The sequence below is a fragment of the Micromonospora sp. M71_S20 genome, from assembly GCF_003664255.1.
In the GTDB taxonomy this organism is placed as follows: domain Bacteria; phylum Actinomycetota; class Actinomycetes; order Mycobacteriales; family Micromonosporaceae; genus Micromonospora.
Map to the genome: position 1 here is coordinate 2,389,852 of NZ_RCCV01000001.1, position 23,542 is coordinate 2,413,393.

General features: G+C 73.9%; 22 protein-coding genes and 1 pseudogene. 15 read left to right on the forward strand and 8 right to left on the reverse strand.

The features are described 5' to 3' along the window. Positions 1-3: 3 nt before the first annotated feature. The 3 genes from purL to purS all read right to left on the reverse strand — a co-directional run bounded on the left by purL (position 4) and on the right by purS (position 3,762). Entirely contained in the window at positions 4-2,751 is a 2,748-nt protein-coding gene (purL, locus tag DER29_RS10845; protein ID WP_121397232.1) for a phosphoribosylformylglycinamidine synthase subunit PurL, read from the reverse strand. Positions 2,752-2,818: 67 nt separating this feature from the next. Further along, positions 2,819-3,502, reverse strand: a complete 684-nt coding sequence (gene purQ / locus DER29_RS10850) for a phosphoribosylformylglycinamidine synthase subunit PurQ (RefSeq protein ID WP_121397233.1) — start codon at positions 3,500-3,502, stop codon at positions 2,819-2,821. Beyond that, positions 3,499-3,762, reverse strand: coding sequence for a phosphoribosylformylglycinamidine synthase subunit PurS (gene purS, locus DER29_RS10855; RefSeq protein WP_121397234.1), 264 nt, complete (start codon positions 3,760-3,762; stop codon positions 3,499-3,501). The genes purQ and purS overlap by 4 nt, the downstream gene beginning before the upstream one ends. A gap of 405 nt (positions 3,763-4,167) precedes the next feature. On the opposite strand from purS, the gene DER29_RS10860 reads away from it, so the two are divergent. Together DER29_RS10860 and DER29_RS10865 are read left to right on the forward strand one after the other, a co-directional pair. After that, on the forward strand, positions 4,168-4,848 hold the full coding sequence (locus tag DER29_RS10860; RefSeq protein WP_121397235.1) for a trypsin-like serine protease: 681 nt from the start codon (positions 4,168-4,170) through the stop codon (positions 4,846-4,848). 24 nt (positions 4,849-4,872) lie between these two features. Beyond that, positions 4,873-5,437: pseudogene (locus DER29_RS10865) on the forward strand (YbjQ family protein). Positions 5,438-5,587: 150 nt separating this feature from the next. On the opposite strand, the gene purB reads toward DER29_RS10865, so the two are convergent. Continuing rightward, on the reverse strand, positions 5,588-7,009 hold the full coding sequence (gene purB / locus DER29_RS10870; protein WP_121397236.1) for an adenylosuccinate lyase: 1,422 nt from the start codon (positions 7,007-7,009) through the stop codon (positions 5,588-5,590). Between the two features lie 126 nt (positions 7,010-7,135). Here purB and DER29_RS10875 point away from each other — a divergent pair, with 126 nt between their 5' ends. Together DER29_RS10875 and DER29_RS10880 are read left to right on the forward strand one after the other, a co-directional pair. Continuing rightward, on the forward strand, positions 7,136-7,345 hold the full coding sequence (locus DER29_RS10875; protein ID WP_121399140.1) for a type II toxin-antitoxin system VapB family antitoxin: 210 nt from the start codon (positions 7,136-7,138) through the stop codon (positions 7,343-7,345). Next, positions 7,342-7,767, forward strand: a complete 426-nt coding sequence (locus DER29_RS10880; protein WP_121397237.1) for a PIN domain nuclease — start codon at positions 7,342-7,344, stop codon at positions 7,765-7,767. Before DER29_RS10875 ends, DER29_RS10880 begins: the two co-directional genes overlap by 4 nt. A gap of 62 nt (positions 7,768-7,829) precedes the next feature. Here DER29_RS10880 and DER29_RS10885 read toward each other — a convergent pair whose 3' ends face one another. From DER29_RS10885 to DER29_RS10895, 3 genes are all read right to left on the reverse strand, one after another. Beyond that, positions 7,830-8,606, reverse strand: coding sequence for a hypothetical protein (locus DER29_RS10885; RefSeq protein ID WP_121397238.1), 777 nt, complete (start codon positions 8,604-8,606; stop codon positions 7,830-7,832). Beyond that, positions 8,603-9,118, reverse strand: a complete 516-nt coding sequence (locus DER29_RS10890; protein WP_121397239.1) for a SigE family RNA polymerase sigma factor — start codon at positions 9,116-9,118, stop codon at positions 8,603-8,605. Before DER29_RS10890 ends, DER29_RS10885 begins: the two co-directional genes overlap by 4 nt. Before the next feature lie 63 nt (positions 9,119-9,181). Then, complete coding sequence (locus tag DER29_RS10895) at positions 9,182-10,474, reverse strand: acetyl-CoA C-acetyltransferase (protein WP_121397240.1); 1,293 nt, start codon at positions 10,472-10,474, stop codon at positions 9,182-9,184. 55 nt (positions 10,475-10,529) lie between these two features. Between DER29_RS10895 and DER29_RS10900 the strand changes: the two genes are divergently transcribed. From DER29_RS10900 to DER29_RS10930, 7 genes are all read left to right on the forward strand, one after another. Further along, positions 10,530-11,885, forward strand: coding sequence for a 3-oxoacyl-ACP reductase (locus DER29_RS10900; protein WP_121397241.1), 1,356 nt, complete (start codon positions 10,530-10,532; stop codon positions 11,883-11,885). A 245-nt stretch (positions 11,886-12,130) separates the two neighbouring features. Next, the gene (locus tag DER29_RS10905) at positions 12,131-12,958 is read left to right on the forward strand and encodes a MaoC/PaaZ C-terminal domain-containing protein (RefSeq protein ID WP_233600044.1); all 828 of its coding nucleotides are present in this window, start codon (positions 12,131-12,133) and stop codon (positions 12,956-12,958) included. Between the two features lie 115 nt (positions 12,959-13,073). Further along, complete coding sequence (locus DER29_RS10910) at positions 13,074-13,829, forward strand: NUDIX domain-containing protein (RefSeq protein WP_121397242.1); 756 nt, start codon at positions 13,074-13,076, stop codon at positions 13,827-13,829. Next, positions 13,826-14,800, forward strand: coding sequence for a serine/threonine protein kinase (locus DER29_RS10915; RefSeq protein WP_121397243.1), 975 nt, complete (start codon positions 13,826-13,828; stop codon positions 14,798-14,800). Before DER29_RS10910 ends, DER29_RS10915 begins: the two co-directional genes overlap by 4 nt. A 9-nt stretch (positions 14,801-14,809) precedes the next feature. After that, positions 14,810-15,769, forward strand: a complete 960-nt coding sequence (locus DER29_RS10920) for a hypothetical protein (RefSeq protein ID WP_121397244.1) — start codon at positions 14,810-14,812, stop codon at positions 15,767-15,769. 46 nt (positions 15,770-15,815) lie between these two features. Further along, positions 15,816-17,099 (forward strand): adenylosuccinate synthetase, encoded by a 1,284-nt coding sequence (locus DER29_RS10925; RefSeq protein ID WP_121397245.1) that lies wholly within the window; start codon positions 15,816-15,818, stop codon positions 17,097-17,099. A gap of 81 nt (positions 17,100-17,180) precedes the next feature. Continuing rightward, entirely contained in the window at positions 17,181-17,780 is a 600-nt protein-coding gene (locus tag DER29_RS10930) for a DedA family protein (RefSeq protein WP_121397246.1), read from the forward strand. A gap of 142 nt (positions 17,781-17,922) precedes the next feature. Here DER29_RS10930 and DER29_RS10935 read toward each other — a convergent pair whose 3' ends face one another. After that, positions 17,923-18,567, reverse strand: coding sequence for a TetR/AcrR family transcriptional regulator (locus DER29_RS10935; protein WP_121397247.1), 645 nt, complete (start codon positions 18,565-18,567; stop codon positions 17,923-17,925). Positions 18,568-18,634: 67 nt separating this feature from the next. Between DER29_RS10935 and DER29_RS10940 the strand changes: the two genes are divergently transcribed. The 4 genes from DER29_RS10940 to DER29_RS10955 all read left to right on the forward strand — a co-directional run bounded on the left by DER29_RS10940 (position 18,635) and on the right by DER29_RS10955 (position 23,533). Beyond that, positions 18,635-19,087, forward strand: a complete 453-nt coding sequence (locus DER29_RS10940; protein ID WP_089002639.1) for an SCP2 sterol-binding domain-containing protein — start codon at positions 18,635-18,637, stop codon at positions 19,085-19,087. Position 19,088: 1 nt separating this feature from the next. Further along, entirely contained in the window at positions 19,089-20,303 is a 1,215-nt protein-coding gene (locus tag DER29_RS10945; RefSeq protein ID WP_121397248.1) for an acyl-CoA dehydrogenase family protein, read from the forward strand. Between the two features lie 175 nt (positions 20,304-20,478). Continuing rightward, on the forward strand, positions 20,479-22,041 hold the full coding sequence (locus DER29_RS10950; protein WP_121397249.1) for an AMP-binding protein: 1,563 nt from the start codon (positions 20,479-20,481) through the stop codon (positions 22,039-22,041). Between the two features lie 55 nt (positions 22,042-22,096). Then, positions 22,097-23,533 (forward strand): MFS transporter, encoded by a 1,437-nt coding sequence (locus tag DER29_RS10955; RefSeq protein WP_121397250.1) that lies wholly within the window; start codon positions 22,097-22,099, stop codon positions 23,531-23,533. Positions 23,534-23,542 lie beyond the last annotated feature (9 nt).

Sequence of the window (23,542 nt, forward strand, 5' to 3'; positions counted from 1 at the left end):
GCCTCAGCGCTGACCGGGCTCGGTGTCACCGGGCCCGGGAGCCGACGCCCCGCCGGCCTCGGCCGGCCGGTCGGCGGCCTCGGCCACCGGCTGCTCCGGGCCGGGCCCGACGGCCTCCGCCGGGGCTGCCGCCTCGGCCGGGGCCACCGGCTCGACGGCACCGGTCGGCGGGACCGGACCGGCCGACGCGATCGGCTCGCTCACGACGGCCGACGGGTCCACCGGCTCCACCCCGGCCGATTCGGCGACGGGCAGCGGCACGGCCTCGACGGCACCCGCCACACCGGTGGCCGGCGCGGGCACCTCGACGACCCCCGCGCCCCCGAAGAGGCGCGGCAGCGTCCCGCCGTGCGCGGCCCGCAGCTCGTCCAGGCCGATCCGGAACTGGCCGTGCACCTCCAGCGCCCCGCCGGTCGGGTCGGTGACGCCGATCAGCTCGAACGGCACGCCGCGCTCGGCGCAGAGGGCGGTGAACGCCTTCTCGCGGCCGCGCGGCACCGACACCAGGACCCGGCCGGCGGATTCGCTGAACAGGTAGACGAACGGCATCGAGCCGCCGTCGAACCGCTCCGGCACCGCGATCCGGGCGCCGACGCCGCGCCGCAGGCAGGACTCCACCAGGCTCTGCGCGAGGCCACCGTCGGAGAGGTCATGCGCGGCGCTCAGGTGCCCGACCCGCGCGGCCTCCGCCAGCAGGTCGGCCAGGAGCCGCTCGCGGGCCAGGTCGACCTGCGGGGGTACGCCGCCGAGGTGCTCGTGGGTGACCCAGGCCCACTCCGAGCCGGAGAGTTCCACGTGCGTCTCGCCGAGCAGGAAGATCTGGTCGTGGTCGCCGCCCGGCCGGGGCACGAAGCCCATCGGCACCCGGTCGGCCACGTCGTCGAGCACGCCGAGCACACCGACCACCGGGGTCGGGTGGATCGGCGCCGCGCCCGTCTGGTTGTAGAAGCTGACGTTGCCGCCGGTGACCGGGATGCCCAGCTCGGCGCAGCCGTCCGCCAGGCCACGCACGGCCTCGGCGAACTGCCACATCACGCCCGGGTCCTCCGGCGAGCCGAAGTTGAGGCAGTTGGTCACGGCGATCGGCTTCGCGCCGGTGACGGCCACGTTCCGGTACGCCTCCGCCAGCGCGAGCTTCGTGCCGTGGTACGGGTCGAGCCGCGCGTACCGGCCGTTGCCGTCGACCGACAGCGCCACGCCGAGGCCGGTCCGCTCGTCGATCCGGATCACGCCGGAGTCCTCCGGCTGGGCGAGCACGGTGTTGCCCAGCACGTAGCGGTCGTACTGCTCGGTGACCCAGGTCTTGTCGGCCAGGTTGGGCGAGGCGACCATGCGCAGCACGGTCTCGCGCAGCGCCTCCGGGTCGGCCGGCCGGGGCAGCGTCTCGGCGCGGTCGGCCTGGAGCAGGATCAGGTCGGCCGGCTCGCGCATCGGGCGGGCGTAGACCGGGCCGTCGTCGACCAGCGAGCCCGGCGGCACGTCGACCACCAACTGGTCGTGCCAGGTGATCAGCAGCCGGCCGGGCTGCCCGTCCGGCGCTGGCGGGGTGACCTCGCCGATCGCGGTGGCCCAGACGCCCCACTTCTCGGCGGTCTTGAGCACCGCTTCGAGCTTCTCCGGCTCGACGACCAGCAGCATCCGCTCCTGGGACTCGCTGGCGAGGATCTCGTGCGGCTCCATCGAGGGCTCGCGCAGCGGCACCCGCTCCAGCCACACCCGCATGCCGGTGCCGGCCGCCGCGGCGGTCTCGGTCAGCGCGCAGGTGAGGCCGGCGCCGCCGAGGTCCTGGATGCCGACGACCAGCCGGGCGTCGTAGAGCTCCAGGCAGGCCTCGATGAGCAGCTTCTCCATGAACGGGTCGCCGACCTGCACCGACGGGCGGCGCTGCTCGCTGCCCTCGTCGAAGGTGGCGCTGGCCAGCACCGACACGCCGCCGATGCCGTCCCGGCCGGTCCTGGCGCCCATCAGCACGACGACGTTGCCCGGCCCGGCGGCGGCCTTGTTCTGCAGCCGGTCGACCGGCAGCACGCCGAGGCAGAGCGCGTTGACCAGCGGGTTGCCCTGGTAGCAGGGGTCGAAGACGACCTCGCCGCCGATGTTCGGCAGGCCCAGGCAGTTGCCGTAGCCGCCCACGCCGGCGACGACGCCTGGCAGCACCCGGGCGGTGTCGGGGTGGTCGGCGGCGCCGAAGCGCAGCGGGTCCATCACCGCGACCGGGCGGGCACCCATGGCGAGGATGTCCCGGACGATGCCGCCGACGCCGGTGGCCGCGCCCTGGTAGGGCTCGACGAAGCTCGGGTGGTTGTGCGACTCGACCTTGAAGGTCACCGCCAGCTCGTCGGAGACCTGCACCACTCCGGCGTTCTCGCCGATGCCGGCGAGCAGCCGGTCGCTGGGCGGGGCCTTCTCGCCGAACTGGCGCAGGTGCACCTTGCTCGACTTGTAGGAGCAGTGCTCGCTCCACATGATCGAGTACATCGCCAGCTCGGCCTGGGTGGGCCGCCGGTCGAGGATGTGCCGGATCCGCTCGTACTCGTCGTCGCGGAGCCCGAGCTCGGCGTACGGCTGGAGCTCACCGGGGGTGTCCCCGGCGCGCGGCACGGTGTCCAGGCCGTCGGCCCAGTCGGCGGTCGCCGGCCCGGGACGCCCGGCCGGCGGCGCGACGGCGGCCGGACGCGGCTCCACCGGCTGCGCCGGGGCGGCCGGGAAGGCCTCCGGGTTATCCCGTACCTCGTCCGGATGGGTGGTCATGACCTCTCCTCGCTGCGCTCGCGTCCGCCCGACGGGCGGGTGAGCCGACCGATGATGCCGCGCACGGTCACGCCGGCGTCCCCACCAGGTGCTTGAGCACCGAGGTGAAGAAGCCGAGACCGTCCAGGGAGGGGCCCGTGAGCGCCTCCACCGCGTGCTCGGGATGCGGCATGATGCCGACCACGTTGCCGGCGGGGTTCGTGATCGCGGCGATGTCGCGCTGCGACCCGTTGGGGTTGCCGCCGACGTAGCGGGCGACCACCCGGCCCTCGGCTTCGAGCTGGTCGAGCGTCGCGGTGTCGGCGACGTAGCAGCCCTCGCCGTTCTTGACCGGGATCAGCACCTCCTGGCCGGGCTGGAACGTGTTCGTCCACGCGGTGCCGGCCGACTCGATGCGCAGGACCTGGTCGCGGTTGCGGAAGTGCAGGTGCTGGTTGCGGGTGAGCGCCCCGGGCAGCAGGTGGGCCTCGCAGAGGATCTGGAAGCCGTTGCAGATGCCGAGCACGGGCAGGCCGCCCCGGGCCGCGTCCACGATCGTGCCCATCACCGGGGCGAACCGGGCGATGGCGCCGCAGCGCAGGTAGTCGCCGTAGGAGAAGCCGCCGGGCAGGACGACGGCGTCCACCCCGTGCAGCTGCGGGTCACCGTGCCAGAGGCGGACCGGCTCGGCGCCCGCGATCCGGACGGCCCGGGCCGCGTCCCCGTCGTCGAGCGAGCCGGGGAAGGTGACCACACCGACCCGGGCGGTCACGAGCGGGCGTCCACGGTCTCGTCGGCCTCGGCCACGCGGACCGTGAAGTCCTCGATGACCGGGTTGGCGAGCAGCTTGTCGGCGATCTCCCGGGCCCGGTCCAGGTCCGGTTCACCGGTGAATTCGATCTCGATCCGCCTGCCGATCCGAACCGAGGCGACGTCGCTGACGCCGAGCCGGGGCAGCGCGTTTGCGACGGCCTGGCCCTGGGGATCGAGGATCTCGGGCTTGAGCATGACGTCGACGACGACGCGAGGCACTGGGCACTCCTGACTGTGTACGCAGTTGGGTGCCGACCCACAACGGGCGAGCGCAGCCAGCCTACCTGGCAGATACCGCCCCGGACGCACCGGCCGGACGCAGTTCAGGCAGTGATCGACATTCCCGGCGCGGGGCCCGGGGACCGATGCGGGTTCGTTGCGATCCCGATGCCCATCCGTTGCCGACCGGCCCGTTTCGCCCCGCTCCGCCGGGCCGTGGGACACCCGACCGTCGCCCGTCCCGCCATACCGTCTCATCCATCATTTTCGATGGATCTCTTGTGAACGACATCTCAGGGGCCCTACCGTACATCGTCGTACGTCGATCGGACGTCGGGCCACCCCCGCCCGCCGGCCGACAGCTCGACCCGGTGAACCCGGGCCCCGTCCCCCGAAGGAGCCCCCATGCGCATCCGATCCATGATCGCGGTGCTGGCCACCGCAGCGGCCGGCCTGCTCGGCGCCAGCTCCGGCGCCCTCGCCGCACCCGTCAGCCCGTACATCATCGGCGGCGGCACCGTCTCGTCGGCCCCGTGGGCCGCCGCCGTACTCAGCAACGGCTCGTTCACCTGCTCCGGCACGATCATCGCGCCGCAGTGGGTGCTCACCGCCCGGCACTGCGTCAACGGCACGATGTCCGTCCGGGTCGGCAGCGTCAACCGCACCTCCGGCGGCCAGACCCGCACCGTCAGCGCCAGCTACAGCCGGTACGACCTGGCCCTGCTGCGCCTGTCCAGCTCGGTGAGCACCTCGTACGTCACGCTCGCCAACAGCAACCCGCCGATCAACTCGACCAACTCGATCTACGGCTGGGGCATGACCTGCTACAGCGGCTGCTCCGCCTCGACCCAGCTGAAGACCGCGTCGGTCCGGGTGACCAGCAACAGCGCCACCGACGCGTACGGCGGGCAGGCGATCCGGAGCACCCGGATCAACGGCAACGCCTGGCGGGGCGACTCGGGCGGCCCGCAGTTCTACAACGGCGCGCAGGTCGGCGTCGCCTCCACCGCCGACGGCCAGAGCATCCAGAACTACGGCAGCGTCGCGTACAACCGGGCCTGGATCACCCAGACGGCCGGTGTCTGACGGTTAGCGCCACGCTAGGCGCGGATGGTCGGCAGCGCGCCGGCCGTCCGCGCCGCGCCGTTTTGCAGCATCCGATCAGGTGAACAAGGCCCGCGATCGGGCGCCTCGCCACCCTGACAGCATCGGAAGCGTGCTGGTCGTGACGACGGAGCAACTGCCCGGGTACGAGATCCGCCAGATCCTCGGCGAAGTGGTGTCGTCGATGGCCAGGACGCGGAACCCGTACCGCGAGGGGGTCAAGAACCTGCGCGGTGGGGCGTACGACCCGATGGCCCCGGACAACCTCACCCGGTGGCGTACGGACTCGGTGGCCCGGCTCGGTGAGGAGGCCCGCCGCATCGGCGCGAACGCCGTGGTGGGGATGCGCTTCGACAGCCGCGACTGCGGCGAGATGTGGATGGAGATCTGCGCGTACGGCACGGCGGTGGTCGTGGCGCCCAAGATGCCCGACGTCATGCCGCCCGACCAGCCGCTGGTCGCCGCGGAGACCGCGCACGACCCGGCCTTCGCCGAGTCCCCGGGCGGCATCGCCGAACCGGCGAGCGCCCCCAACCTCCGCTCGGCCGCGGAAACCCCCACCCGAGACTGACCAACCCCACCCACCCCACCCCCACCGGCCCCGGGCCCCTCACCCGAGCCCCGGTGATCATGAGTTGGCGGCGAAGTTGATCTCTAAAACCGCCGCCAACCTCATGATCACCGGGTTGAGGGCGGGGGGTGGGTGGGGTGGGGGTGGGGGTTAGAGGATGGGGGGTGGGGTGTAGGTGGCGGCCTGGGGGTGGGCGTCCACGACGGTGGCGATGCGGCGGGCGACGGCCTCGACCTGGGCCGGGGCGGCGCCGACGAAGGCGGTGCGGTCGGCGACGAGGGCGTCGATCTCGCCACGGGTCAGGCCCAGCCGGTCGTCCGCCGCCAGGCGGTCGAAGAGGTCGTTCTCGGCGGCGCCCTTCTCGCGCATGGCCAGGGCCACCGCGACCGCGTGCTCCTTGATCACCTCGTGGGCGACCTCACGGCCGACGCCGCGCCGGACCGCCGCCACCAGGATCTTCGTGGTGGCCAGGAACGGCAGGAACCGCTCCAGCTCCCGGTTGATCACCGCCGGGTACGCGCCGAACTCGTCCAGCACGGTGAGGAAGGTCTGGAACAGCCCGTCGGCGGCGAAGAACGCGTCCGGCAGGGCGACCCGGCGGACCACCGAGCAGGAGACGTCCCCCTCGTTCCACTGGTCGCCGGCCAGCTCGCCGACCATCGACAGGTAGCCCCGGATGATCACCGCGAAGCCGTTGACCCGCTCGCTGGAGCGGGTGTTCATCTTGTGCGGCATCGCGCTGGAGCCCACCTGGCCCGGCTTGAAGCCCTCGGTGGCCAGCTCCTGGCCGACCATCAGCCGGATCGTGGTCGCCAGCGACGACGGGGCGGCGGCGACCTGGGCCAGGGTGGAGAGCACCGCCAGGTCGATCGAGCGCGGGTAGACCTGCCCGACGCTGTCGAGGACCCGGCTGAAGCCGAGGTGCCCCGCGACCCGGCGCTCCAGCTCCGCCACCCGCTCGGCGTCGCCGTCGAAGAGGTCGAGCTGATCGGCGGCGGTGCCCACCGGGCCCTTGATGCCCCGCAACGGGTACCAGTTGATCAGGTCGTCCAGCCGCTCGTACGCGATGAGCAGCTCCTCCGCGGCCGACGCGAAGCGCTTGCCCAGCGTGGTGGCCTGCGCCGCGACGTTGTGGGAGCGGCCGGTCATGACCAGGTCGGAGTGCTCGACGGCGAGCCGGGCCAGCCGGGCCAGGGTGGCGACCACGCGGTCGCGGATCAGCTCCAGCGAGCGGCGCACCTGGAGCTGCTCGACGTTCTCGGTGAGGTCCCGGGAGGTCATCCCCTTGTGCACGTGCTCGTGCCCGGCGAGTGCGCTGAACTCCTCGATCCGGGCCTTCACGTCGTGCCGGGTGACCCGCTCCCGCTCGGCGATCGAGGCCAGGTCGACCTGGTCGAGCACCCCCTCGTACGCCTCGACGACGCCGTCGGGCACGGGGACGCCGAGATCCCGTTGGGCCCGGAGCACGGCGAGCCAGAGCCGCCGCTCCATCCGGATCTTCTCCTCGGGCGACCAGAGGGCGACCAGCTCGGGTGAGGCGTACCGGTTGGCGAGCACGTTCGGGATCGTCACGTACCTCAGTCTTTCACGTCGCCCGGGACGGCCCGGACGACGGCGTCCGCCCGCCCGACTGCGCGGACACCGCGCTCGACCGGCACCGTATATACTCGGACGCCGGTACGTATATAGGGGGTGTGCGTGACCAAGATCCTGGTGGACGTCGACGACGAGGCACTGGCGGACGCGGCCGCGGCCTTCGGCACCAAGACCAAGAAGGACACGGTGAACGTCGCGCTGCGGGAAGGGGCTGCCCGCCTGCGTCGCGCCCGCGCCCTCGCGGAACTCAGCGGTCGGGCCCAGGCCGGTGACTTCGACGAACTGCTCGACAAGGGCACATACCGGTCGTGAGGCTCGCGGACCACCTGGTCGACACCAGTGCGTTGGTCCGGCTCCTGCGCGACCCCGACGCCCAGGCCCGGTGGGAACAGCCGCTCACGGCCGGCCTGCTCGCGGTCTGCCCGCTGGTCGAGCTGGAGTTCCTGTATTCGGCCCGCTCGCTGAGCGATCGCAGGTGGCTGGGAGAGCGGCTTCGCACGGTGTTCAACCGGGTGGGCATGCCGGACCGGATCCACGAGCGGGCGGCCGAGATCCAGGAACAGCTCACCGCCCGGGGCACCCACCGCTCGGCCGGTGCCGTCGACCTGCTGATCGCGGCGACGGCCGAACACCAGGGCCTGTCCCTGCTGCACTACGACCGTGACTTCGACCAGATCTCCGAAGTGACCGGTCAACCCATGCGATGGCTCGCCCCGGCCGGCACGATCAAGTAGGTCCCGGACCAACTCGTGCCAGCCGGGCATCCGCCGCCGACCCCACCCTGCCGCGGGCCGGGTCACCAGGCGGGGCGGGCGGCCGGGTCGAGGGCGAGGTCCCGGAGCTGCTCCGGGGTGAGCACGAACCGCCCGTCACGGCTGTGCAGCCAGATCCTGATCCAGGTGCCGTCGCGGTGCAATACGTCGACCCGCCGGTAGTGCGTCACGGCCCCGCCCCCGAAGGCTTCCCAGACGCGCGCGGTCTCCCGGACGCGCGCGCCGTCCGGCCCCGTCGACAGACCGCACGAGTCGACGATCTGCTTCCCGCAGTCCATGACGTCGCGGTTCAGGCCCGGCTGCGGTTCGGCCAGCGCCAGGGCCGACAACTCGTTGCCGAACGCGCCGGTGGGGTCGACCGGATAGGCGCGCACCGAGAAACCGACGTTGCGGTAGTCCTCGGACGCGCCCCCGACCGGCGCGTCGCCGGCCGGACCCGTCGGAACGACGTCGCGGCCCACCACGGTCGGTGACATCCAACGGACTCCAGGCGCCCGCGCCACGAGGGCCGCCGCCACCCCGTCCCGGTAGCGCCAGGCCGCCTCCGTGGGCAGGTTCTGGTTGCTCTTGCGGTGCGGGGGCCGCGAGGCGGTTGCCGGGGCCGCCGGCTGCATGTCCGGACGGTTGACCACCAGGCCCGCGCCGAGCACCAGCGCGAACACCCCGCCGGCCGCCGAGGCGTACGCCCCGAGCCGGCGCGTGCGGACCAGCCGGCGCTGCCGCAGGATCACCCCGTCCAGGTCGATCGAGGAGGGCGGCGGATCGCCGATCGCCGCGTCGAAGATCTCCCGGTACGTCACGCGAACCTCCCCGTCCTCAGGGCCGGCTGGTCCACGGCCAGCAGGCGTAGCGACTCCAACGCTCTGGCGGCCTGGCTCTTCACCGTGCCGGTGGTGACGCCCAGGATCTGCGCGGTGTCCTCCACGGAGAGGTCGCAGTAGAAGCGCAGCACCAGCACCGCGCGCCGCCGCTCGGGCAGCTTCCCGAGCAGGTCGAGCAGCAGCTCCCGGTCGGCCAGGTCGGGTTCGCTGTCCGGCGCGGCATCGTCGGGGACCTCGTCGGTGCTGCGTTCGCGCCGCCACGGCCGCCGCCGCTCGTCCAGCCAGGCGCGCGTGAGCACCTGCCGGACGTACGCCTCGACGTTCTCCGCCGCGCGGACCCGGGGCCAGGCCCGGTAGAGCTTGCCCAGCGTGATGGAGACGAGGTCGTCGGCGGTGTGCCAGTCCCGGCAGAGCAGGTACGCCGTGCGGCGCAGGTGCTCCAGCCGGGCCTCGACGAACTGCCGATACTCGTCCTCGTCCGCCCGCTTCACCTGTTCCGCCTTCGCCGCCTCATGTCCAAGGGACGGAGAGCGGGGCCGCGCAGGTTGCCCGGGTCAGCGTTCGAGGATGGCGGTCACGCCCTGGCCGCCGGCGGCGCAGATGGAGATCAGCCCCCGGCCGCCGCCCTTCTCCGCCAGCAGCTTGGCCAGGGTCGCCACGATCCGGCCGCCGGTGGCCGCGAACGGGTGCCCGGCGGCCAGCGACGAGCCGTTGACGTTCAGCTTCTCCCGGTCGATCGCGCCGAGCGGGGCGTCCAGCCCCAGCCGGTCCTTGCAGAACTCCGGGGACTCCCAGGCGGCCAGGGTGGCCAGCACCTGCGAGGCGAACGCCTCGTGGATCTCGTAGAAGTCGAAGTCCTGGAGGGTCAGCCCGGCCCGGGACAGCATCCGGGGCACCGCGTACGCGGGGGCCATCAGCAGCCCCTCGTCGCCGTGCACGAAGTCGACGGCGGCGGTCTCCGACCAGGAGAACCACGCCAGCACGGGCAGACTGTGCGCGCGGGCCCACTCCTCGCTGGCCAGCAGCACCGTCGAGGCGCCGTCGGTCAGCGGCGACGAGTTGCCGGCCGTCATGGTCGCCGCCTCGGCGTCGGGCCCCTTCGCGCCGAAGACCGGCTTCAGCGAGCCGAGCCGCTCCAGGCTGGTGTCGGGGCGCAGGTTCGCATCCCGGGTCAGCCCGAGGTAGGGGGTCAGCAGGTCGTCGAAGAACCCCCGGTCGTACGCGGCGGCGAGCCGCTGGTGCGAGCGCAGCGCCAGCTCGTCCTGGGCCTGCCGGTCGATCTGCCAGCGCAACGCCGTGCGGGCGGCGTGCTCCCCCATCGACAGCCCGGTACGCGGCTCCGCGTTGCGCGGGATCTCCGGCCTGAACGGCTGGGTGGGGCGCAGCTTCGCGGCGATCTTCAGCCGCTCGCCGAGGGTGCGGGCGCTGTTGAGCCGGAGCAGCGTGCGGCGCATCTCCTCGTTGACCGCGAGCGGCGCGTCGGAGGTGGTGTCCACGCCGCCGGCGATGCCGACGTCGATCTGCCCGAGGGCGATCTTGTTGGCGACCAGGATGGCGGCCTCCAGCCCGGTGCCGCAGGCCTGCTGGATGTCGTACGCCGGGGTGTGCGGGTCGAGCTTCGAGCCGAGCACGACCTCGCGGGTCAGGTTGAAGTCCTTCGCGTGCTTGAGCACCGCGCCGGCCACCACCTCGCCGACCCGCTGACCGGCCAGCCCGAACCGGGCGACGAGCCCGTCCAGCGCGGCGCCCAGCATGTCGGAGTTCGACGCGCTGGCGTACCGCGAGTTGGACCGCGCGAAGGGGATGCGGTTGCCGCCGATGACCGCCACCCGCCGGATGTTCTGCACGATCCCGCCTCCTCGAAAGACTTGCTCTCAACCTACTCGCCAGTAGGCTACGCCTATGACCGACAGGTACGCGAGCTTCGTCCGATCGGGGGCCGGTCGTGCGCTGGTCAAGCGCCTCGGGCTGCCCGACCCGCCGCGACTGCGCCGGCACACCCCCGGCGACCCCCTCGTGCCCGGCCCCGTCCTGCTGGGCGCCGCGACCGGCGGCCGGCTCGCCGAGCAGGCCGGCAAGCTCCTGACCGCCGCCGGGGTCGAGCTGCGCGATCCCGGCGCCGCGGAGTCCACCGGGCGCTTCGCCGCTCTGGTGTACGACGCCACCGGCATCACCGACTCCGCCGAGCTGCGGCAGCTGTACGACTTCTTCCACCCGCACGCCCGGTCGGTGCTGCCCAGCGGCCGGGTCGTCGTGCTCGGCACCCCGCCCGGGGAGTGCGCCTCGCCCCGGGAGGCAACCGCCCAGCGGGCCCTGGAGGGGCTGACCCGCAGCATCGGCAAGGAGTTCGGCCGGGGCGTCACCGCCCAGCTCGTCCACGTCACCAAGGACCCCGACGCCGGCACCTGGACCGGCCTGGAGGCGACCCTGCGGTTCCTGCTCTCCGGCCGGTCCGCGTACGTCTCGGGGCAGGTGGTCCGGGTCGGCACCGGCACGGCCGAGGCGCCGGCCGACTGGGACCGCCCGCTGGACGGGCAGGTCGTCCTGGTCACCGGGGCGGCCCGGGGCATCGGCGCGGCGTTGGCCCGGGTGCTGGCCCGCGACGGCGCCCGGGTGGTCGCGCTGGACATCCCGGCGGCCGGGGACGAGCTGGCGGCGGTCGCCAACGAGATCGGCGGCACGGCCGTCCAGCTCGACCTGACCGCCCCCGACGCCCCGGCCCGGCTCGCCGCGCACCTCGCCGACCGGCACGGCCGGGTCGACGTGGTGGTGCACAACGCCGGCATCACCCGCGACAAGACCCTCGGCCGGATGGACGCCGACCGGTGGGACTCGGTGCTCGACGTCAACCTCTCCAGCCAGGAGCGGATCAACGACGTGCTGCTGAAGCGGGAGCTGATCCCGGCCGGCGGCCGGATCGTCTCGGTCTCCTCGATCGCCGGCATCGCCGGCAACCGGGGCCAGACCAACTACGCCACCAGCAAGGCGGGCGTGATCGGGCTGGTGGAGTCGCTCGCCCCGGCGCTGCGCGAACGGCAGATCAGCGTCAACGCGGTCGCCCCCGGGTTCATCGAGACCCGGCTGACCGCGCGCATCCCGCTGGTGCTGCGCGAGGCGGGCCGGCGGATGAACAGCATGTCCCAGGGCGGGCTGCCGGTGGACGTCGCCGAGACCATCGGGTGGCTGGCGTGGCCGGCCTCCGGCGCGGTCAGCGGCAACGTCGTCCGGGTCTGCGGCCAGAGCCTGCTGGGGGCGTGATGGCGAGGCGAGAACGACCGGCGCCGGACCCGGACGACCTGTCGGTGCACGAGCTGATCGACGGCCCGACCGAGATCCTGTCGCAGGACACCCTGGACGCGGTCCGCGGGCCGGAAGCGTCCGGCCACGACCTGAGCCTGGAACAGACGCACGACCTCTCCGCCTCCGCCGCCGAGGCGACGCAGGACCTGTCGGGCCGGGGCCCGGCCGGTACGGGTGCCCGGGAGCGCGTCGAGCTGCCCCGGATGCCGGCGGCCGGGGCGCTCTACCGGCGGGCGCTGCTCGGCGCGCTGCCCGGCCTCGGCGGTGGGCGGCGCTCGGCGGGCGTCCCGGCGGTCGAGCTGGCCGTCGGCGGGATCGCCGTCGACCGGACGCATCTCGCCGACTACGACCGGGTCTGCGGGTTCCGGCTCACCGACCGGCTGCCCGCCACGTTCCCGCACGTCATGGGCTTTCCGTTGGCCCTGCGGCTGATGACCGCGCCCGAGTTCCCCATCCCGCTGACGGGCGTGGTGCACGTCGGCAACCGGATCACCGTGCACCGCCCGGTCACCGCCGACGAGACCCTCGACTTCCGCGCGTACGCCGAGAACCTGCGCCCGCACGACCGGGGGCGGCAGGTCGACGTGGTGCTGGTCGGCTCGGTCGACGGGACGGAGGTCTGGCGGGGCGTCTCGACGTACCTCGGCAGGGATGGCAAGCGGGGCGGCGGCGGTGGGCGGCGCGACCAGACCGGGCGGCCGACGACGCCGGCCGGTTCGGCCCGCTGGCGGGTCGAGCCCCGCGTCGGTACGGACTACGCGCGGGTCTCCGGCGACCACAACCCGATCCACACCTCCCGCCTCGGGGCCCGGCTGTTCGGTTTCCCCCGGCCGATCGCGCACGGGATGTGGAGCAAGGCCCGCTGCCTGGCCGCGCTGGAGAACCGGCTGCCGGACGCCTACACGGTCGAGGTGGCCTTCAAGCTGCCGGTGCCGCTGCCGAGCACGGTGAGCTTCGGCCTGCTGCCGGAGGGCGGGTTCGCCCTGCACGACTCGCGTGGTCGACCGCACCTGGCGGGCCTCGTGCGCTGAGGCGCCCCTGCCGAAGCTGGGCACGCCCCCGCCGGATCCGGATCCCGGGCTTGGCAGGGGCGTTCTCGTGCGCTAAGTTGTTCTCACAGCGAGATGTTCTCAGAATGAGAGAGACATGGTTGACGAGCAGGACTTCCTGGCCGGGTACGACCCCGGGGCCTACCCGTCGGTCGCCGTGACCGTCGACGTGGTGGCGCTGACCATCCGGGACGGCGCGCTGCACCTGCTGCTGATCCGGCGCGGCCAGCCCCCCTTCGAGGGGCACTGGGCGCTCCCCGGCGGCTTCGTCCGCCCCGACGAGGACCTCACCGCCGGCGCCCGACGGGAGCTGGCCGAGGAGACCGGGCTCGGCGGCGAGGGGCTGCGCCGCGTACACCTGGAGCAGTTGGGCAGCTACGGCACCCCCGACCGCGACCCGCGCATGCGCGTCGTCTCGGTCGCCCACCTCGCGTTCGCCCCCGACCTGCCCGACCCGGCCGCCGGCACCGACGCCGACGAGGCGGTCTGGCTGCCGGTGACCGCGCTGACCGGCCGGCAGCTCGCCTTCGACCACGGCCGGATCATCGACGACGCGCTGGAGCGGGCCCGGTCCAAGCTGGAATACACCCCGCTCGCCACGCGCTTCCTCGCCGGCGAGTTCACGATTAGCGAGCTGCGCGCCGTCTACGAGACGGTCTGGGGCCACCCGCTGCACGCCGGCAACTTCCACCGCAAGGTGCTCTCCGTGCCGGGCTTCGTGGAGAGCACCGGCACCAGCACCGAGCGCGGCGGCGCCCGGGGCGGCCCCCGCGCCCGGCTCTACCGGGCCGGCGACGCCCGACTGCTGCACCCGGCGCTGCTGCGCCCCGCCCGGGAGGAGGCGGTCCGATGAGGACCGCCGACGCCGTCCGCCTGGTCGCGGCGGCCCGCACCGACGCCGACCTGTTCGGCACGGACCAGCCGGCCCGGCGCTACCGCGAGCTGGTCGCGGCCCTGCACCCCGACCGCCTGCCGCCCGATCCGGCGGTACGCGCCGAGGCCACCGACGCGTTCATCCGGGTCACCACCCGCTGGCGGGCCCGGCAGGTCACCGTCCTCGGCGACTACCGGCTCGGCACGCCGGCCTACTCGGGCGACCTGGCCGATCTCTACGACGTCGGCGCCGACCGGCTGCTCAAGCTGCCCCGGCGGCCCGCCGACAACGACCTGATGGCCCGCGAGGCGCACGCCCTGCGCACCATCGCCGAGCGCGGCGACCCGCGCTACCTGCCGTACGTGCCCCGCCTGGTCGAGGACTTCCCGCACCGGGACGCCGCGACCGGCGCCGAACGGCGGATCAACGTGCTCGCCACCGCGCCCGGCCTGCACGACCTCGACGAGGTCCGGCGCGCGTACCCGGACGGGCTGGACGCCCGCGACGTGGCCTGGATGTGGCGCCGGCTGCTGGTGGCGCTCGGCCTGGCGCACGGGGCGGGCATCGTGCACGGCGCGGTCCTGCCGCCGCACGTGCTGATCGAGCCGGACGGGCACGGCGTGGTGCTGGTCGACTGGTGCTTCTCCGCCCCCGTCGGCAGCACGGTCCCCGCGCTGGTGCCCGGCTACGACGCGAACTGGTACCCGGACGAGGTCCCCCGGAAGCGGCCCTGCGGGCCGGGCACCGACATCGCCATGGCCAGCGGATGCATGAGCTGGCTGATGGGGCCGCGCGCGCCCCGCGAGCTGGACGCCTTCGCGCGGGGCTGCCGGCAGCGGGCCCTGGACGCCCGGCCCGACGACGCGTGGCGGCTGCTGCGCGAACTGGACGAGGTGCTGGAGCGGCTCTACGGGCCGCGCACCTTCCGACCCTTCACCCTCAACCCGTAAGGAGCTGTCATGGGCAGTGGAATGTGGTCCACCGACGTGTACGACGCCGCCGACCGCTACCGCCGGAAGACCGGCAAGAGCGCGTTCTCCTACAGCGACAGCGGGGCGCGGACCGTGCACTCCGCCCTCGACCCCCGCGACGCGATGCGCGAGAGCCGCGACTCCGCCGAGCACCCCCGGTCGACGCCCATCGCGGTGCTCTTCGACGTCACCGGCTCGATGCGCAACGTGCCGCGCGTCCTGCAGACCAAGCTGCCGCAGCTGCTCGGGCTGCTGCAACGGCAGGGCTACGCCAGCGACCCCCAGATCATGTTCGGCGCGATCGGCGACGCCACCTGCGACCGGGTGCCGTTGCAGGTCGGCCAGTTCGAGTCGGACAACCGGATGGACGACGACCTCGGCCGCATCGTGCTGGAGGGCGGCGGCGGCGGACAGATGACCGAGTCGTACGAGCTGGCCATGTACTTCATGGCCCGGCACACCGTGACCGACTCCTGGGAGAAGCGCGGCCGGCGCGGCTACCTGTTCATCATCGGCGACGAGCTGGCGTACCCGAAGGTGAAGGCCCGGGAGGTGGCCCGCGTCATCGGCGACGACATGCGCCAGGACGTGCCGCTGCGACAGGTCGTCGACGAGTTGACCCGCCGCTGGGACACCTACTACCTGCTCCCCGCCGGCAGCCACAACTCCGGCAACGCCAAGGTGCTCGACTTCTGGCGGGACCTGCTCGGGCAGAACGCCGTCGTGCTGGACGACCTCGACGCGGTCTGCGAGACGATCGCGCTCACCATCGGGCTCGGCGAGCAGGCCATCGACCTGGACGAGGGCCTGCGCGACCTCGACCGGGCCGGCTCGGGCGCCACCGGCACCGTGTCCAAGGCGCTGGCCCGCCTGCGCGGGGGGCGGCGCGCCGAGGTGTCGACGCTGCCCGCGTTCCGCGACACCGGCGGCGAGGTGACCCGGCTGTGAGACCCGTGACGGTGGTCGACCTCGGCTCCGGAAAGGTGACCCGGCGATGAGACACGTGGCGGTGGTCGACCTCGGCTACGGCGACGCCGGCAAGGGCACGGTCGTGGACTGGCTCTGCGCCACCCGGCCCGTGCACACGGTGGTCCGCTTCAACGGGGGCGCACAGGCGGCGCACAACGTCGTGCTGCGCGACGGGCGGCACCACACGTTCGCGCAGTTCGGGGCCGGTACGTTCCACCCCGGCGTCCGTACGCACCTGTCGCGGCACGTGGTGGTGGACCCGCTGGCGCTGGCCGCCGAGGCCGACCACCTCACCTCGGTCGGGGTGCCCGACGCGCTCGACCGGCTGACCGTGGACGGGGAGGCGCTGCTCGCCACCCCGTACCACCGGGCCGCGAACCGGGCCCGCGAGATCGCCCGGGGAGCCGACCGGCACGGCTCCTGCGGGCTGGGGGTGGGCGAGACCGTCGCGTACGGTCTCGCCCACCCCGACGAGGCGCCCCGGGTGGCCGACTGCCGCAACCCGGGGCTGCTGCGCCGCCGGCTGACCGCCCTGCGGGACCGGCTGACCGCCGAGCTGGGCCCGTTGGACGCGCCGCCCGTCGAGGACTGCCTGCCCGCGTTCACCGGCTTCGCCGGGCGGGTCGCGATCGTCGACCGGAGCTGGCTGGCCGGGGCGCTGCGCGCCGGCACCTGCGTCTTCGAGGGCGCGCAGGGAGTGCTGCTCGACGAGTGGCACGGCTTCCACCCGTACACCACGTGGAGCACCACCACCTTCGCCAACGCCGACAGCCTGCTCACCGAGGCGGGCCAGCCCGGCGGCGCCACCCGCATCGGGGTGCTCCGGGTGGTCACCACCCGGCACGGGCCCGGCCCACTGGTGACCGAGGACCCGGCCCTGCCGCTGGCCGACCCGCACAACCCGACCAACCCGTGGCAGGGGCGGTTCCGGTTCGGCCACTTCGACGCGGTCGCCCACCGGTACGCCCTCGCCGCCGCCGGCGGGGTCGACGGCCTGGCGCTCACCCACGTCGACCTCGCCGGCCCCGGGCTGCGGATCTGCCGCCGCTACGACACCACCGACCGGCTCACCCCGGGCCCGCCCGGCGACCTGGACCGGCAGGCCGCGCTCACCGCCCGCCTGATGCGCTCCCGTCCCGTGTACGACGACCCGCCCGTCGACTGGCCGTCGGCGGTGGCCCGGGAACTCGGCGCGCCGGTGGTGCTCACCTCGCACGGCCCCACCGCCGACGACAAGACCCCGCACGGCCCGCTCCTCGCTCCGCGCCCCCTCCCGCCGGTCAGAACGCCGGCCGAGGCGTCGGCGTGACGCCGGGCCCCGCCGGAGGTCGACGCGGGTGATCCGGCGACTCGGCCACCGGCCGGTGCGCGCCCGGCGAGCATGGGAGGCATGGAGTCCGTGCTCGACCTGCTCCGGCAGCTGGTCGCCTCACCGTGGGTGTACCTGCTGATCTTCGGGCTCACCGCGGTCGACGCGTTCTTCCCCGCCGTGCCCGGCGAGGCGGCCGTGATCACCGCCGCCGTGCTCGCCACCGGCGGCGACCCCGACCTGGTGTGGGTGATCGTCGCCGCCGCGCTGGGAGCCTTCGCCGGCGACCACGTCTCGTACGCCATCGGTCGCGGCGGCGGCGCGAACCGGCTCGCCCGCTTCCCGGCGGACAGCCGGCGCCGGGCCAGCTCGGAATGGGCCCGGCGGGCGCTGCACCGGCGCGGCGGGCTGATCCTGACCACCGCCCGGTACGTCCCCGGTGGCCGCACGGCGGTGACCCTCACCATGGGCGCGGTCCGCTATCCGCTCCGGTCGTTCCTGCTCTTCGACGCCGTCGCGGCGGTGAGCTGGGCGCTCTACTGCGCCCTGCTCGGCTACTTCGGCGGGCTGGCCTTCGAACGCGATCCCATCAAGGGCATCCTCGCCGGCGTGGGCCTCTCGCTGGCGATCACCCTCCTGCTGGAGTCGTTCCGCTGGCTACGCCGCCGCAGGCGCCGCTGAACGCGCGACGGGACGCGGCACACCCGCCGCCGAACCGCGTGACGGGTGGAACGCCACGGCTGTCTCGGGGCCTCTTTGACAACCATGGCGTTCCACTCGTGCGACTGCCGCCGCGGATGCCCGCCGCCGGCGGGCGAGCAGGTCAGGAGGGGGTGGCCCGTGGGTGCCAGGTGACGCCGTGGAGGAGTTGACCCGCGCCCAGCCAGGCCACGTTCATCATCCGGGTGGCGGTCTTCTCCGGGTCGGCCTCCGGGTGGTCGGCGAGCCAGTCCGCCAGCGACTCGGTCGCCCCCACCAGGGCGTACGCGACGACCTCCAGGTCGGTCTCGCCCACCTCGCGGCCCTCGGCGCGCAGCGCGTGGTCGAGCATCCCGGCGACCACCTCGACAAGCCGGGCACGCATGCCGGCCAGCTCGCCGGCGAAGGGCTGCTCGCCCCGGGCCTGCCGGTAGAGCACCGCCCATCCGTCACGGTGCGCTCCGACGAAGCCGAAGAAGGCGCGCAGCCCGCGCCAGAGCCGCTCGTCGGCCGGCAGTTCGGGGGCGGCCGCCCCGGCGATGGCCTGCATCATCCGGGTGCCCTCCCGGTGCAGGCAGGCGACGAAGAGTTCTTCCTTCGTGCCGAGGTACGCGTAGACCATGGGCTTGGAGATGCCGGCGTCCTCGGCGATCTCGTCCATGCTGGCGGCGTGGAATCCCCTGCGGGAGAACACTTTCACGGCCGCGTCGAGCATCTGCTGCTCGCGTACGGCGCGGGGGAGGCGCTTGAAGGTGGGTGGGGTGGACACCTTGCGAGCATACCTACTCGCCCGTAAGGTTACGCACGAGTAGCCAATACCCGGAAGGTGCAGCCCCATGACTGACTTCGACCCGGCCAACTTCGCGAACGTCGGCCCCAAGGAGTTCGCCCAGCTGGTCAAGTCCACCCCGGACGACAAGATCGCCGAGGTGATGTCCGGCGACCTGCGCGGCAAGATCCTCGGCGAGGTCTTCGGCCGGATGCCGCAGCTCTTCCGCGCCGACCGGGCCGGCTCGACCAACGCGGTCATCCACTGGAACATCACCGGCCGTCCCGACGGGGGCACCGACACCTACGAGGTGGTCATCGCCGACGGCGCCTGCACCGTCAACGAGACCCCGCAGCACGACCCGAAGCTCAGCCTCACGATGGGCCCGGTCGAGTTCCTGAAGATCGTCTCCGGTGGCGCGAACCCCGTCATGATGTTCATGACCGGCAAGCTCAAGGCCAAGGGCGACCTGGGCCTGGCCGCCAACATCGCCAACCTGTTCGACATCCCCAAGGCCTGACATGGCCGAGTTCTCGCTCGACCTGAACGAGGAACAGCGGGATCTGCGCGACTGGGTGCACGGCTTCGCCGCCGAGGTCGTGCGCCCGGCCGCGGCCGAGTGGGACGCCCGGGAGGAGACTCCCTGGCCGATCATCCAGGAGGCGGCGAAGGTCGGCCTGTACGGCTTCGAGTTCCTCGCCACCTGCTGGGCCGACCCCACCGGCCTCTCCCTCCCGATCGCCAGCGAGGAACTCTTCTGGGGTGACGCCGGCATCGGGCTGGGCATCTTCGGCACCTCCCTCGCGGTGGCCGCGATCTACGGCGCCGGCACCCCCGACCAGATGGTCGAATGGGTGCCGCAGTGCTTCGGCACCGTCGACGAGCCGGCCGTCGCCGCGTTCTGCACCACCGAGCCCGAGGCCGGCTCCGACGTCGGCGCGATGCGCACCCGGGCCGTCTATGACGAGGCGGCCGACGAGTGGGTGCTCAGCGGGCAGAAGGCGTACGCCACCAACGGCGGGATCGCCGGGGTGCACGTGGTCACCGCCTCGGTCGATGCGTCGCTCGGCTCCCGCGGGCAGGCCGCGTTCGTCGTACCGCCGGGCACCGCCGGTCTGACCGCGACCCGCAAGCTGCGCAAGCTGGGCCTGCGCGCGTCGCACACCGCCGACGTCTTCCTCGACGACGTACGCGTGCCGGGGCGCTGCCTGCTCGGCGGCCGGGACGCCCTGCTCGAACGGCTCGACCGCGCCCGCTCCGGCAAGCGCGCCTCGGGCCAGGCCGCCATGCGCACGTTCGAGCTCTCCCGGCCCACCGTCGGCGCGCAGGCGCTGGGCGTGGCCCGGGCCGCCTACGAGTACGCCCTGGACTACGCGAAGGAGCGGGTCCAGTTCGGCCGCCCGATCATCGAGAACCAGGCGGTCGCGTTCGCGCTGGCCGACATGAAGATGGAGATCGACGCGGCCCGGCTGCTGGTCTGGCGCGCCTCGTGGATGGGCCGCAACAACCGGCCCTTCACGGCCGGCGAGGGCTCGATGTCCAAGCTGAAGGCCGGCGAGGTGGCCGTCTCCGTCACCGACAAGGCCGTGCAACTGCTCGGCGGGGCCGGCTTCCTGCGCGACCACCCGGTGGAGCGCTGGTACCGGGACGCCAAGATCTACACCATCTTCGAGGGCACCTCCGAGATCCAGCGGCTGGTCATCTCCCGGGCCATCTCCGGCGTCCAGATCCGCTGACCGACCGCAGCACCGGACCACGGCACCACCTCACCGGTGCGCAGCGCGGCCGCCGTACCGGAAGTGTGCCGGTCCGGGCGTCCGCCGCACCCGTACCACCGCGCACCTGATCTCCCCGATCGCCGCGTGGGGCCCTGCCCCGGGCCCCACGCGCACCGCCTGAGGAGGTTGCGTCATGGATCTGCCGTTCGTCGTCGCCACCCTGACCCGACGCGGGCTGCTCGCCCCCGGCCGACCGATCCGCGTCGCCTCCCAGCTCCGGGCGCTGCGCAAATGGGGCTGGAACATCGCCGGCGAGCTACGCCAGGCCGCCGCCCGCGACCCCGAACGGACGGCCGTCGTCGACGAGCAGGGCACCGGCCTGACGTACGCCGAACTGCTCGACCGGGCCGAGCGGCTGGCCCGGGGGATGCGGACGGCGCTCGGGGTGCGGGCCGGGGACCGGGTCGGCGTGCTCTGCCGCAACCACCACGGCCCGGTCGAGACGATCGTGGCCGCCACCCTGCTCGGCGCGGACGCGGTGCTGGTCAACACCGGGCTCTCCGCCGGGCAGCTCGCCACCGTGGCGGAGGAGCAGCGGCTGCGGGTGCTGGTGCACGACACCGAGTTCGCCGACCGGGTCGCCAACCTCCCCGCCGAGGTGCAGCGGCTCGACGAGCGCGCCCGGGAGGCGCTCGTCGCCGGCGCGGTCCCCGGCGAGCTGCGTCCCCCCGAGCGCGACGGCCGGATCATCGTGCTCACCTCCGGCACCACCGGCGCCCCCAAGGGTGCCCGGCGCCCCACGCCGAACGGCTTCGGCCCGCTGGTCTCCATCATCGACCGGATCCCGCTGCACGCCCGGGGCACCGTCATGATCGCCGCGCCGCTCTTCCACACCTGGGGGTACGCCGCCCTCCAGGTCTGCTTCGCCCTGCGGGCCACGATCGTGCTGCACCGACGTTTCGACCCGGCCGCCACGCTGGCCGCCCTGGTGGCGCAGCGCTGCGACGCGCTCTTCGCCGTGCCGGTGATGCTGCAACGGCTGCTGGAGGTGCCACCGCCGGACCCCCGCCCCCCGCTGAAGGTGGTCGCGGTCAGCGGCTCCTCGCTGCCGGGCGGCCTCGCCCTGCGGTTCATGGACGTCTACGGCGACGTGCTGCACAACCTCTACGGCTCCACCGAGGTCTCCTGGGCGTCCATCGCCGGCCCCGCCGACCTGCGCACGGCTCCGACCACCGCCGGCCGCCCGCCGCACGGGACCCGGCTGGAGATCCTCGACGCGGCCGGCGAGCCGGTGCCGGCGGGGCAGGTGGGCCGGATCTTCGTCGGCAACGAGATGCTCTTCGAGGGATACACCTCCGGGGCCGCCCGGGAGCACCACGACGGCCTGCTCGACACCGGCGACCTGGGGCGGCTCGACGCCGGCGGGCTGCTCTTCGTCGACGGCCGGGCCGACGACATGATCGTGTCGGGCGGGGAGAACGTCTTCCCGGCCGAGGTGGAGGACCTGATCGCCCGGCTCCCGCAGGTACGCGAGGCCGCCGTGATCGGCGTACCGGACCCGGAGTACGGCCAGCGGCTCGCCGCGTTCCTCGCCCTGCACCCCGGCGAGACGCTCGACGCGGAGGCGGTGCGCGAGTACGTCCGGCACTACCTGGCCCGGTTCTCCGTACCGCGGGACGTGGTCTTCGTGAAGTACCTGCCCCGCAACGCCACGGGCAAGGTGCTGGCCCGCGAGCTGCGTCGCTACTACGGCTGACCGTTCCCCGGCCGTTACTGCCCGGATGCCCCGCCACCCCTAGGCTGGCGGCACCATGATCGGCTCCGGACCGCGCCGCCGTGCCCGTCACCGCCACCATCCCCGTCACCGCCAACCGGGACCACGGAGGGCACCGCTGCTGCTGGTCGAAGCGGCGACGCTGCTCTCCAACACCGGCAACGGCGTGGCGAACGTGGCCCTGCCCTGGCTGGTGCTGGAACGCACCGGCAGCCCCACCGCCGCCGGCGTGGTCGCGGCGGCCAGCGCCCTGCCGCTGCTGCTGTCCGGCCTCGTCTCCGGCACGATCGTGGACCTGCTCGGCCGGCGGCGTACGGCACTGGTCTCCGACACGCTCTCCGCCGTCTCGGTCGCCGCGATCCCGGTCGTCGACGCGCTGCTCGGGCTGAACCTCGGCTGGATCGTCGCGCTGGCGGTGCTCGGCGCGGTGTTCGACCCGGCCGGCCTGACCGCCCGGGAGACGCTGCTGCCGGCCGCCGCGCAGGCCGCCGGCTGGCGGATCGAACGGGCCAACGGGGTGCACGAGGCGGTCTGGGGGCTCGCCTTCCTGATCGGACCCGGCGTCGGCGGCGTGCTCATCGCCGCGATCGGCCCCGGCTCGACCCTCTGGGTCACCGCCACCGGGTTCGCGCTGGCCGTCGCGATGATCTCCGCCGTCCGGCTGCCCGGGGCCGGCCGCCCCGAACGTCCCCCCTCCGGGTTGTGGCGCGGCACCGTCGAGGGGCTGCAATTCGTCTGGCGGGACCGGCTGCTGCGGACCATCGCGCTGCTCTCGATGGTGCTGGCCGCGCTCTACCTGCCGGTCGAGGGCGTGCTGCTGCCGGCGTGGTTCGTCGGTCAGGGAGAACCGGCCCGCCTCGGCGCGATCCTGATGGCGATGAGCGCCGGCGGAGTCGTCGGCGCGCTCGCCTCCGGCGCGGCGGGCCGGCGGATCCGTCGCCGCACCCTGATGGTGACCGCCCTCGTCGTCATCGGCGTGGCCCTCGTCGGGCTGGCCACCCTGCCGCCGTTCCCGGCCATGATCGGCTTCGCCGTCGCGATCGGGCTCGCGTACGGGCCAATCAACCCGCTGTCCAACTACGCCATGCAGACCCGCACCCCGGAACGGTTGCGCGGGCGCGTGGTCGGGGTGATGACCTCGTTCGCGTACGCCGCCGGCCCGGCGGGCTACCTGCTCGCCGGGCCGCTGGTCGGGTGGCTCGGGCTGCGTACCGCCTTCCTGGTGCTGGCCGGGGCGCTGCTGGTGGCGGCGCTGACCGCCGTGCCGCTGCCGTCGCTGCGGGCGCTGGACGAGCCGCCCCGCTATCCGCCCGCCCCGCCCGGCGGCCCGGCGAACCGGGTGGAGGAGCCCGTCCCGCTCAACGGGCAGTACGCCTCCGCGGCGCACCGGGACGCGCCCCGCGTACAGGGGCGCGCCCGGGTCGACGAGCTGTGGACGCCCGCCGCGCACCGGGACGCGCCCGTGCGGGGCTGACGGCCCGCG